Source organism: Psychrobacter sp. CX10, from assembly GCF_057621575.2.
On the sequence record NZ_CM177736.1, the window covers coordinates 916,711 to 929,445 of the forward strand.

The 12,735-nt window shown below is 38.0% G+C and carries 9 protein-coding genes; 4 read left to right on the forward strand and 5 right to left on the reverse strand.

The genetic code is table 11. The features are described from left to right. Nucleotides 1-259 precede the first annotated feature (259 nt). From AC21OH_RS03540 to cobA, 3 genes are all read left to right on the forward strand, one after another. Nucleotides 260-1,831, forward strand: coding sequence for an NAD(P)/FAD-dependent oxidoreductase (locus tag AC21OH_RS03540; RefSeq protein WP_487371306.1), 1,572 nt, complete (start codon nt 260-262; stop codon nt 1,829-1,831). An 80-nt stretch (nt 1,832-1,911) separates the two neighbouring features. Beyond that, nucleotides 1,912-5,766 (forward strand): nitrate reductase, encoded by a 3,855-nt coding sequence (locus AC21OH_RS03545; protein ID WP_487371305.1) that lies wholly within the window; start codon nt 1,912-1,914, stop codon nt 5,764-5,766. 247 nt (nt 5,767-6,013) lie between these two features. After that, nucleotides 6,014-7,003 (forward strand): uroporphyrinogen-III C-methyltransferase, encoded by a 990-nt coding sequence (gene cobA / locus AC21OH_RS03550; RefSeq protein ID WP_487371304.1) that lies wholly within the window; start codon nt 6,014-6,016, stop codon nt 7,001-7,003. A 206-nt stretch (nt 7,004-7,209) separates the two neighbouring features. Here the strand turns inward: cobA and AC21OH_RS03555 are convergent, their stop codons facing one another. The 3 genes from AC21OH_RS03555 to AC21OH_RS03565 form a co-directional block, all read right to left on the reverse strand. Then, entirely contained in the window at nt 7,210-7,605 is a 396-nt protein-coding gene (locus AC21OH_RS03555; RefSeq protein WP_487371303.1) for a hypothetical protein, read from the reverse strand. 191 nt (nt 7,606-7,796) lie between these two features. Beyond that, on the reverse strand, nt 7,797-8,144 hold the full coding sequence (locus AC21OH_RS03560) for an AzlD domain-containing protein (RefSeq protein ID WP_487371302.1): 348 nt from the start codon (nt 8,142-8,144) through the stop codon (nt 7,797-7,799). Next, nucleotides 8,137-8,838 carry an AzlC family ABC transporter permease gene (locus tag AC21OH_RS03565; protein ID WP_487371310.1) on the reverse strand — a complete coding sequence of 234 codons (702 nt, stop codon included), beginning with the start codon at nt 8,836-8,838 and terminating at the stop codon, nt 8,137-8,139. The genes AC21OH_RS03560 and AC21OH_RS03565 overlap by 8 nt, the downstream gene beginning before the upstream one ends. Before the next feature lie 335 nt (nt 8,839-9,173). Between AC21OH_RS03565 and AC21OH_RS03570 the strand changes: the two genes are divergently transcribed. Next, nucleotides 9,174-10,634, forward strand: coding sequence for an SLC13 family permease (locus AC21OH_RS03570; protein WP_487371301.1), 1,461 nt, complete (start codon nt 9,174-9,176; stop codon nt 10,632-10,634). Nucleotides 10,635-10,911: 277 nt separating this feature from the next. Here AC21OH_RS03570 and AC21OH_RS03575 read toward each other — a convergent pair whose 3' ends face one another. Both AC21OH_RS03575 and AC21OH_RS03580 read right to left on the reverse strand, forming a co-directional pair. Then, nucleotides 10,912-11,382: a Dps family protein gene (locus AC21OH_RS03575; protein ID WP_487371300.1), complete on the reverse strand. Its 471-nt coding sequence runs from the start codon at nt 11,380-11,382 to the stop codon at nt 10,912-10,914. A 616-nt stretch (nt 11,383-11,998) separates the two neighbouring features. Further along, nucleotides 11,999-12,649 (reverse strand): YcxB family protein, encoded by a 651-nt coding sequence (locus AC21OH_RS03580; protein WP_487371340.1) that lies wholly within the window; start codon nt 12,647-12,649, stop codon nt 11,999-12,001. Between the last annotated feature and the right edge of the window lie 86 nt (nt 12,650-12,735).

A 12,735-nucleotide genomic window follows, 5' to 3' on the forward strand; every position in this document is an offset into this window, starting at 1 on the left:
GAGACTATTTAATTACTCTTCTGATACTGCGTGTGATTCATTGATGTGGTCATGCACCAATTTAAGAAAAAATTTGGGTATAAAGTAAATGGGTAATAATCAATTGGATAAAAAGTAATAAAGTTTGTTGTTTTAAATATGGTTATAAAACACTTTTATGAGCTAACGTATATGCCCTGCTTATAAACAAATCTAGTTACCATATGTAGCAAACTTTCTATAAAAATAAAATATACCAACACAGAGTCTAAGGACTGTCATGGCAAAACATCATTTAGCTATCAGTGCGTCATCAAGCAAAAATGGAGTTAATGAACTTTTAACTTCGGTTGAAAAAAGTTCAAGCGATGTTCGTGAAATAGAGCACTCAAGTAATATAGTCATAATCGGCGCGGGTATGGCAGGAAGTCGCATGGCTATCAAGCTTGCAACTGCATTCGGTGCAGCCAAATTAGAATGCCCTTCAATAACTCTCATCAGTAAAGAGATAAATGTGGGCTACAACCGCATTATGCTATCTCCAGTATTAGCTAATGAAATAAGCTTTAATGAGACCTATCTTTATGACAAAAATGAATACGATGCGCTTGGTATCAATGTGCTTGCAGGAATCAGTGTTGAATCAATAGATACTGATAATCAAATTATCAAACTTGATAATGGCTACAATGTTTTATATGACAAGCTAATCATCGCAACAGGATCTACCGCTAAAGTCATCCCTTTTCCAAACTTTGAGGCAAAAGGGGTGCATGTGTTTCGTGATGTGGCAGATGTAGCTGTTTTAAGTAACTATGCCAAACAAGGTAAGATGGGGCTGGTTATCGGAGGCGGTGTATTAGGGTTAGAAGCGGCGTGTGCTTTGCAGGCTCAGGGCGCTTCAATGAGTGTCGTCCATGTCGATGAGTATGTGTTAAATCGGCAACTTAATGAATCAGCTGCATTGCTACTACAAGAGGAACTATTAAGACGTGATGTTGGCTTGGTATTGTCAGCATCAACGCGTGCTATTGAAGTCAATGACAAGCATGAAGTCACTGGGTTAAGTCTTGATGATGGAAGGACGCTAAAGGCAGATTTTATAGTTATGGCTGTGGGTATTATACCGAATACCAGTCTTGCTAAAGCGTGCGGTTTAGAAGTTAGTAGAGGCATTATTGTCGATGAATATATGCAATCTAGCTGCGATAATATATATGCTATCGGAGAGTGTGTTGAATTTAATAATGAGCTTTTTGGTATGGTATCTTCAGTAAATCAGCACGTAGATACTCTGGTTAGCGTTTTAATACATCAAAAAAAGCAAACTTCATGGACGCCGTTTGTCAGTGTGCCATTAGCATTAAAATTAAAAGTTTCAGGTATCGCCGTGTATTCATCAGGTCAGATTAGTTTTGATGATGAAGAATTAGAAACTTTGGAAGAGATTGTGTATAAAGACGAGCAAAATGAACATTATCATTGTTTGTATATACAATCTGATAAATTGGTGGGCGCCGTACTATATGGCGAAACCAGTGACGGCAATTTTTATGGTCAGTTAATCAATGATGAAACAAATATTTCACAAATTAAGGATGAATTAATCTATGGCGCCGCATACTGCCAACCTTTATTAGATAAATTGCATGAATCAACGGCCAATGAGCTATCATCTGAAGCATTCGCACCCGTCGAATCCATAGAACCAATTAAAAATCTTAAACATGAGAACAATATTCAAAGTAAAACCAGTATCCAACTGCACCACCCTGACCATACTCATACTAAGCCAGATACTTCTGAGCGAATAGAATCTATGAATACCCTTAGTACTTCCGCAGTGGGTTGAACCTATTTAACAATATCATTCAATACAATAACACTCATTAAAATGCCATTTATTTAAATGTCACTTAGTCATAAAAAAAAATGGCAATAACGAACCCTAATAAGACAAAAGCCACAGTTTATAGCGAGAATCTTATCAAAACTAGTCATAAAAGCTTTATTAAACAATCGAATAATAATTTAGATGATACAACCAACATCACAGCACCTGACATAGAGACTTTAACTCAATTTACGCCGCTCCAAGATATGTATAACCCTAAAACTTCTGCTCGTGACATCATAGATTCAATTACCATTGATAGTAACAGCCCTCAAAAAATACGAACAACCTGCCCGTATTGCGGCGTGGGCTGCGGTGTATTGGCTACGATTGACAAGGGAGTGGTCAGTGTTGAAGGTGATCCAAACCACCCGGCAAACTTTGGCAAACTATGCTCAAAAGGTAGCGCATTGGCGCAGACCCTTGGAGTAGAGCGGCGGTTAACTGAGCCGTTCTATCAGCGTAAACATAATACGATGCTGCCCACTTTTCAATATAAAGATTTATTTCATCAAGATGCCAGTTTATCAACCATCAAAACTTATGAACCTACCGAACAAGCTTTACTATATAAACTTGATTCCAGACAAGCTGATGACGCGCCAGAAGCCGTTATAATCAAATCAGATTGGGATACGATTACAGCTGATATTGCTCAAAAACTAAATAACACTATTGATGAATATGGGGCCGATAGTGTTATGTTTTATACCTCAGGTCAGTTACTAAGTGAAGATTATTATGTTGCTAATAAGCTTATGAAAGGCTTTATTGGTAGTAATAATATAGATTCAAACTCGCGTCTTTGTATGTCTTCTGCTGTTGCAGGTCATAAACGCTCTTTTGGTGCAGATCTAGTGCCTGGCAGCTATAGTGATTTGGAAACATGTGATTTGTTGGTGCTTATCGGTTCAAATATGGCATGGTGTCATCCCATATTGTTTGGGCGTTATTTGGAAGCCAAAAAGACAAACCCAAGCAAAAAGCTAATCGTTATTGACCCACGCCGTACAGACTCCTGCGAGTTTGCAGATCTTCACTTACCTATCACAGCGGGTACAGATACGCATTTATTTAATGGACTACTTCACTATCTGCACCAAAATGGGTTTGAAGACTGTGATTATACCAAACACTGTGATGGGTTAGAAGACGCTTTGCAGGCTGCTAAATCTTGGACGCTTGAAGCTGTGGCTCAAGTAACTCAAGTAGATATAACGCTTATCGAACAGTTTTATAAATTGGTAGCGAGCCATCCAAAAACACTATCAGCGTTTAGTATGGGGGTGAATCAGTCGAGCGTAGGTACTGACAAGGTCAATGCGATTATTAATACGCATTTATTGACGGGGCGTGTGAGTAAAGATGGCGCCAATCCCTTTTCATTAACTGGCCAGCCTAATGCCATGGGCGGGCGAGAAGTGGGCGCCTTGTCTAATCTTCTGGCTTCTCATTTAAAACTTGAAAATAGCGAACATCGCCAAGCAGTAGCGGACTATTGGCATTCCCCAAAAGCCATAAGCCCGAACAAGGGTACAGCTGTATGCGATGTCGCCGACGCCATATTAGACGGCAAGATTAAAGCCATCTGGATTATGGCTACCAATCCTATTGTAAGTATCCCTGAAGCGGATAAGTTTAAACGAGCGCTAAAGCATTGTGACTTGGTGATTGTGTCAGAGTGCTCAATGGATAGTGATACGGTACGTTGTGCTGATATTGTATTACCTGCACAGGGGTGGGGTGAGAAATCAGGTACGGTAACCAATTCGGAGCGTCGTATCTCTCGTCAGCGTCCATTAATGCCTGCCGTTGGCAGTGCAAAACCTGACTGGTGGATTATGTCACAAGTGGCAAAACGCATGGGCTTTAATGGATTCGATTACCAATATGTGGGCGATATCTTTAATGAATATGTGGGATTAACCGACTATAGAAATGACGATAGTTTTAATAAGGTCTTCTATAAAAGTATTGTCAACAGTAACATTAACAGTAACAGTATTATAAACAGTCCCATCAATAATATAGAGAAGTCAGCTGATATCAAGGTTGACGACAATGAAAGATCAATTGACATTAATTATTCTAATGATAATAACCCTCTGCCTAATGAGCGCACGTTACCAATACCTCGATATCTAAATATAGCAAAAAGTCTGCAAAATTCGTTAGGTTGGGCTTTGCCTCTTACTAAGCAGCAGTATGATGAGTTAACGCCCATACAATGGGGAGAGCGTCATATTCATATGACGAGAGCTGATTTTGAACATGAATTAAAGTTTGTAGCGGTGCATAGCCACCTTGACGTTGATGCTATCAAAGCATATTGTCACGCTAATAATGCAAGTGTAGTTAGCAAAACAGAAGATCGTAACGGCTTAAAGCTACGGTTGAATACTGGAAGGCTGCGGGATCAGTGGCATACCATGACGCGCACCGCACTGGCGCCGATACTTAATCAGCAACAATCTGAACCTATTATTAGTATTAGTCCCAATGATGCAATTAAGTTAGGACTATTGAAAGAAGACGCTCACAATACCGAAATCACTAACAAAGGTATTGATTTGATAAGTAAAGCTAACACAGATGTCAATGCGTTAGATCAATTAAGTGAACCTGCCTATATTCAACTCAATTCAAGTGTATTAGCGTCTAATGATGGAACTGATTCAAAAGGTTCAGATCAAAATAAATTCACCAGGGTCATCGCCAAGGTTCAAATTAATGCAGATTTGCGTGAAGGAGATGCCTTTATGCCGATACATTGGAGTGATGCTTTTGCTAATAGCGCCCGAGTAGGCGCATTAGTACCCACAAAGGTTGATCCAGTATCGGGTCAACCTGAGCTTAAAAACTCCGCAGTCTTTGCAAGCGCAGTATCAATTAAGAGTGTCGCAAAAATTATTATTCACCCTGACTATAGAGACTGGATTGTTGGAGAATTGCGTCAGCTTATAGCAGACGAACAATATTACGACACACTATCATTCGATAACACCCAACAAGATAGTAATACATCACGTATGCAGGTTATTAATTCTAACGGAATAAGTGCTCGAGATAAAAAAGTTCACTCTAAAAACACGCCTAATTTAATTTATAGCCTTAGTCGTCAAAAAAATAGCGTCTCACTATCCATTGCTGTATTCAGCGCTAAACTTGCTGCGGATCTTATTGAAAATAATTTTTGGAATAATTTATTGAGTACTTTAAACGGTCAATCGGATACTCATACTAAATCATTAAATGAGAACAATGCGTATGCAGATATGTCTGCAAGTTCAACAAGTCTGAACGGGGACTCTGTTGAAGGCTCGAAAAAACAATTGCCTTTAAGCTCAGATATAAACCAACAAAATCTAGAATTTAACAAAAGTTTGATCTGTGATACCAAACGCAAAAAATTTCGCTTAGCCGTGCAATTCGCTTCAAAACAACCTTCTAAAGGTGTTCAAAAAGATGCTCAGTTGAGCGATACATACTGTGATATACATAGTGATGCAGAAACTGAAACTAATATAGGGTCGCATACAGAGAATAACAATCAACACTCAAATCATATGGTCATGGCAGTGTATGTAGGATCTAAAAACAGCGATTTACCCAAGACAACTTGGCTAGATGAGTGCTTTATAACTATGGATGAGGTGCCATCCATAAAATGGATACTGGCAGGCAAGCCAGCACATGGTTATGTCGACCCTGGGGCTATCGTGTGTGCGTGCATGGGGGTGGGTGAGAATACTATTATTAAAGCGATTAAAGAGTTTAATTGTACAAGCTCTAGTAGTGTCGGGCATCATACTAAAGCAGGCACCAATTGTGGATCGTGTGTTAGCCAAATTAATGAAATTATTAGAACCAATACCACCGTTGAGGAGGTATAGTCAAAGAAGTCTAAAATGGCTACAAATCAACCGAGTGCTAGTACGGATCGCTTAGGCTTATTGAGGTAACGCCGTAACCGATTAGTAGTTCGTAGACTACAGAAGCTATTTAGCAGTAATCTAATGTGTTACATTGCTTTATGCGTCTTATTCGCTATCTGGCATATAAGTTGCAGTATATTTAATGAGTCTTTAATAAAGATTCGTATTAGAAAGATTACTGCACTATGCCAGGAGCACACCAAGCATGACCTTAACAAGCAACTTAGACCCAAGCATGACAGAGCCAAGCTATAACCGACCCGCCATTTCTAACCACTATTTAAAACCCTGCTTAACTACCAAACAAATTATGCAAGATAAGGCTAAGCTATTAGCTAAGCCTGCTCAAAAAGGAGTTGTTTACCTCGTAGGCGCTGGGTCAGGTGATCCTGAGCTTTTAACCCTCAAAGCTTATCGCGTAATGCAACAAGCAGATGTGGTTCTTTATGATAGCTTGGTGTCTCAAGATATTTTGGATATGTGTGCTATGGATTCTAAAAAAGTATTCGTTGGCAAACGCCGCAATAATCATGCAATGCCGCAGGAAGATATTAATCAGCTGTTAGTGACTTATGCTCTAATGAACAAGTGTGTAGTGCGCCTAAAAGGGGGCGATCCCTTTATTTTCGGCCGTGGAGGGGAAGAGCTGCAAACGGTAGTCGATAATGGGATCTATTATGAATCAATTCCTGGAATTACCGCAGCGAGCGCCGCCTCAAGTAGTACGGGTATTCCTTTAACTCACCGTTCGTGTTCTCAATCTGTTAAATTTGTGACCGCGTTTAAAAAGACTAATCAGCCCAACGAAGACTATAAAGAGCTTCTTGATCCTACTCAAACGGTCGTACTATATATGGGACTGAACCGCTTAGAAAGTCTAACAACAGGTTTGATGAAGGCTGGACGATCTCGTGATACCCCTTTTGCTTTAGTAAGCCATGCAAGTCTACCAACCCAGCAGGTTTTAGTTGGGACACTTGAGTCTATTGTCGAACAACAAGCCAGTGCAAAACTACCCACACCCGCATTATTGATAATGGGGGAGGTGGTTGCACTATATGATCAGCTTTCTGCCTACAATCTGTTTAATTCGAAGACTAATGACCTAAGCCCAATAAGAAATGAAATTAATTCGATAAATAGTGAGGCGGTTCACAGTTCAACAGTTGAAGAAATCCTATCCTCTGTGGCTTAATACTTTGGTCTTTTTATGACTATCTTACACCTTAGTTTATATTGTCTAGACTCATGCCTCACAGCTCTTTTTTATATAGACTAATAAGAGCTCAGATTATAGATCTAAATATAGGGCGAATAAAAACAGATTTGATTTATCTAAACAACTACATTTAATCTGGTCTAAGCTTTTTTAATTACGATTAAGCCAGTTATTAAATAGCATTAGTTAAGCATAGAGCTATAGCAAGATTGTAGTGAGCGTGCGACAACTTTACCCACCAACTGTGCTCTATAGTTCGAATCTACCGCTGCATTTGTCATATCGGCAACGGTAACCTGCTGAGGTGCTTGATCACTAACACAGCCACAAATTTTAGACTGCATCGCAGTTTCTTGTTCAGCTGTCATCGCTGCCCGTGCAATGCGCCATGCGTTTTGTTTGTTGAGCTCCTCACGGCATTGATTATCGACGGCTGATTTAAAGATGGACATGCCAGCATTTGTCGCCGTGCCTATATCAATATTTCCAGTCCCACCAGTAGTCGATGTGCCTGTGGATGTGCATCCCACCATAGCCATCAATGCTAATAAGGTAGCGGTCTTTAATGTGTTTTTCATATTTGGTCCTATAAGTGACTTTGTTGATTTTTAAGGTTTTTATCTAAGTATTTGTTTGTTTTAATTCAGGGTTGTTTTAAGTCAGGGTTTATATTAAGTGCTCGATTGATTTAGATGAAAGCTTTACTATGTTTTTGATTAACCGATGCTAAAGACATTAAACCCATTTGATTCTACAATTAAAACGATAACTACGTAAACATCCATAATAGCCCATTTAAGGCGGCAATGCCGACAATCATGCTAACCAGTAATTGACGACTCACATGATAGACTAATAATACCAGTAATAATGCACCCACTTGAGCCAAAAATAATGATACTTCTTGAATACTTAAATCGCTAATTAATGTTAGCGACGGATAGGATAAGCTTGTCAATATAAGTAGTACCATAACTGATAAAGGTAAGCTTTCATTTAATCGATGCAGCCAAGGCGTATCAATTATTCTCTTCGGAATTAAAGCGGGCAACGCACGGGTTACAAATGTGACTCCTGCCATTGCTAGGGTTGCCAATATGAGATAACCATTATCCATTATCAACACCACTTGATATTGATTCAACCCAATATGCACGTACCAATATAAGGAGCATACATAGGCTTATTGCCGTCAAGAGCAACCATTCGCTAGTGATATATGACGCCATAAACAACGCCAAAATAGCTATAATAATTGGAAAATAACGTTTTATACTATTAAATTGTTCATAGGCCAATATCGCAAATAAACAAACCAGTGCAAAATCTAAATGAGGAATCAAGCCATTTAACGTACTGCCTATCATCACTCCAATCGCACTAGCAATCACCCACCACATTTGATTAAACAAGCATATTGGCAACATCAATGTTGAGCGTGTCGCAGCAGGCAGGCTTGTCATTACGGAAAATGTCTCATCGGTTAAGGCAAATAAACAATAGGCTTTGGCAATCTTATTTTTGGGCATGATTTCCAATAACGGCATACCATAAAATATATGCCGTAAATTAATAGCAGCGATATTAGTGGCTATACTACTTATCGCCATACCTGCGCTTAGCATAGGAATACAGGCATACTGCGCGGCGCCCGCATAGAGAAGAATGCTCAAAAATATAGTCGCCCATGCAGGTACACCTGCCACTTGAGCCAAAACCCCAAATGCTATTCCAGCGGGCACATAGCCTATAGCCACTGCTAGGCTTTTTTTAAACCCTAAATGCCAATCATACCCAGCTTGAGGGGTCATATCGTTTACTCTATTGATAACGCCGTATACCCATAAATTAATCTTAAAGCTTTCATAAAGTTTATCAATTACAAGAATATTTAGCATTAAATAGTTTTTTCTTAAGTGCTTTATAATTTAATAAATAAAAAATAGACAGTATTTTATAACTTATAGTAACTTTTTAGAAATTGTTTAGTGACTTTTTAGCCAATCAATTTTACAATTATTCATTGTTTGATTTTTCAAGGCATTATTTACCAGAACAATTAATCGAATCCTGCATCCATAAACAATACTAATTAAAATGGTGTTATTCATTATGGTATGAGTTAAATATTTTATAAGGACATAAAATGTCAAAGACAAATACAAATCCAAATTCCAAACGAGGTCCAAATGATGATCTCGACGATCATCTACCTAACGATGGCAATGAATATCTTTTTACGGACACATTTCCTAAGGGTACTTTCAAAGGGCTATTAATTACCGCTATTGCTGCAATTGTTAGCATAATATTATTTTATATTTTACCCTTTGATTCAAGTGTGAATAAGGGCTTGACCTTATTGGTGTTTATTGGAGCATTATGGCTTACAGAAGCACTACATGTAACTATCACTGCGCTGTTGGTAGTGGTGGTTGGCGTGATTATAGGTATTCCAGAATTTGATACAGCAAAAGCCCTTTCAAGTTTTTCAAACCCACTGATTTATCTCTTCTTTGGTGGCTTTGCGCTTGCCGCTGCACTCCATGTACAAAAATTAGATGCAAAAATTGCCTTAAAGATTATATCTATGTCGGGCGGGCGTCTAATGAACGCAGTTCTTTTACTTTTTGTAGCCACTGCATTCTTATCGATGTGGATTTCAAACACTGCAACGACCGCCATGATGTTGCCGCTCGCTATTGGACTGCTAACGCAAGTAGATAGAGAGAATGATCGAGGCACATTTGTTTTTGTCTTGTTAGGTATTGCCTTCTCAGCCAGTATTGGTGGATTAGGCACCATCACAGGCTCCCCACCAAATGGTATTGCTGCGGAAGCTTTAAATATGGCCAATATCGATTGGATGAAGTTTGGTATACCGATGGTCATCATCTTATTACCTTTACTAATCGGCTCTATGTACTTTATCTTAAAACCAAACCTAAATGTTCAGATAAAGTCTGTTGATGCGGCATCAATTCCATGGACAAAACCTCGAGTATTAACCATTATCGTCTTTATATTAACGGTGCTCGCATGGTTATTTAGTAAAAAGATCGGTGCAACGTTTGATATTGCTAAAACGGACACTATTATTGCTTTGAGTGCAGCTGTAGCCGTGGTTGGACTTGGTTTAGTTTCTTGGAAGCAAGTATCAGATAATACGGATTGGGGTGTGCTCATGCTGTTTGGTGGGGGTATTGCTTTATCCAATGTATTGAAAATATCAGGGGCATCAGTTGTGATGGGTGAGTCAGTTGCTACTGCCCTAATGAATGCGCCGATGTTCTTGATCTTGTTAGCCATGGCTGCTTTCATCATCTTTTTAACTGAATTTGCGTCTAATACCGCTTCTGCTGCTTTGCTTGTGCCTATATTTGTGGCCATTGCCGAACAAATGGGTATACCTACAGAAGTATTGGTATTGATAATAGGAATTGGTGCATCTTGTGCCTTCATGTTACCTGTCGCCACACCGCCAAACGCTATTGTATTTGGCACGGGTTTAATCAAGCAGTCTGAGATGGTCAGGGTAGGGGTGATACTCAATATCATTGCTGCCGCAATAGTGGCATGTTGGGCTTATTTTATTCTACTCGGATAAAAATTTTAAGCCTATTACTAAGATTTATTGATATAACTTATGGTCTGGATATAAATACGGTAAACAGGTACTAAACGAGTGTAATGCTTAAAGTATGAATCAATCAATCTACTCATATTAAAGTCATTAAAAAAGCCCTTGCTAAATAGCAGGGGCTTTTAATTTATCTCTAATGGTGTAATGCTAAGATTAATTCATCGCAATTTTAATATAGTTAACCTATCACATTGCATATTAAAAGTTTATAAACATATTTATGATTTAAACTATTTATGAATTAACCTAAGAATGCGTTGTACATCCAGATAAGTTTCTCTTGCTCTAGTACATAGTCATCAACTAAGTCAGCTGTACCTTGGTCTTCAGCTTCTTCAGCGGCTTCAGATACATTACGCTGCTCTTCAATAAGCTCTTGAAGACCTGCTACAACACCGCGAACACAGTCGTTACCAGCGAAAACGTTTTTATCTTCACTTATTTTACTGTGCTGAGAGAAATCGCTATAAGCATGTAATGGGGTCCCACCAAGCGTTAGTACGCGTTCAGCAATTTCATCAATTTGAACTTGTAAATCTGTATACAGTTCTTCAAACTGCTCATGTAGTGAGAAGAAATGCTCACCTTTAACGTTCCAGTGATAACCACGAACGTTGATATAAAAGATATGGTAGCTTGATAACAAGTTATTTAGTTTTTCAATAACAATTGACATATCTCTTTTTTCAAGACCGATTTGGTTAGTAGTCATAACATTTATCCTTATTTTTATTAATTATTAATTATTGATTAATTTAATTTAGACCGTGTGACGATCTAAATTTTTAGAACGTATCTAAAATTAAAATACTTAAGCGATTATCGAATACCTATAACTAGGGTTAAAACTAATAAGAATTAAATCATAAACATTTTAACTAAAGTAAAATTGGGCATAGGTTTTATACACACCTATATAAGACATAACATAATTAAGCCATAACATTATTTAGCCATAACCTAAATATTATATCGCTCAAATGTCTAATGGTTATTATAATAACAAATGAATATAAATAATTAAAATTAAACGATTTTATAATAGTAATTTATTATTCCAATCATAAAAATTTAATTCAAATATTTTAGATAAAGATTCTATATGATATTAACTTGTATAAATGTAAATCAGCTTTATCATCTAGATGGTGCATTAAGCTGATTCATATATTAGCGATAAAGTGATACTAACTAAATAGTTAGATACATATATATAAGGAAAGCCAACTTATTATAACTCTATAATTTATAATGTTATAGAAAGATGACGAAAGTTGGCTTAAATATAGGGTGGGTTAACAACTCTGTGTTCATCAGTTAAGACTTATTTACTGTGTGATTGCTTGAGTCTGTAAACCTTTTTCTGGAATAACTTCTAATAAATGGGTACGAACGGTATCAATAGGAAACTTATTTGCTTTTAAACGCTTTGGAATGATTTGACTGCCTTGTTGACCTTGCATTTCAAATAACATAAATATGTAATCGTCGGTCTCTTCCCAGCTTTTAATCGATGTCCACGGAATAACCGCTTGTTGCATATTTGAAGCTCGCATTTGCATACCTCGCATAGACTTTGGCTGCATACCTGCATTTGGCGAAGGCATTGACATAATCAAACCATGCTTTTGTACACCAAGTTTAAGCTGCTTCATTTCATCAGGCATCTCTTGTTCAGCCATCTGTTTTTCAAACTCTCTTTTAACGTACCACTTCATTCCAAATGTCCGCACTAACAGATAGATCACCACTAAAGCTAACATGACCCAAAATATAATAGTTGAATAGCCATTAACGTACAATAATCCAGCCACCGCAGCAATAACCGCAATAGCCATAATTATCCATTCTTTAAGCTTAATACTGGACAATCCGAAAGAGGGGTTGGTTTGTTCAAATAATTCGTACTGAGCTTGATGAAACTCTTCTTCAGTTAAATTTATATCGATAGGTTGGAGGGTGTAGGGGTAGAGAGCCATAGATTTACTCAAATAAATGTTAAATAGGTCGAGGATTCAAAAAATAGTTGTATTAGCAGGCGATCCGCCTTTGTATCGCTATCTTA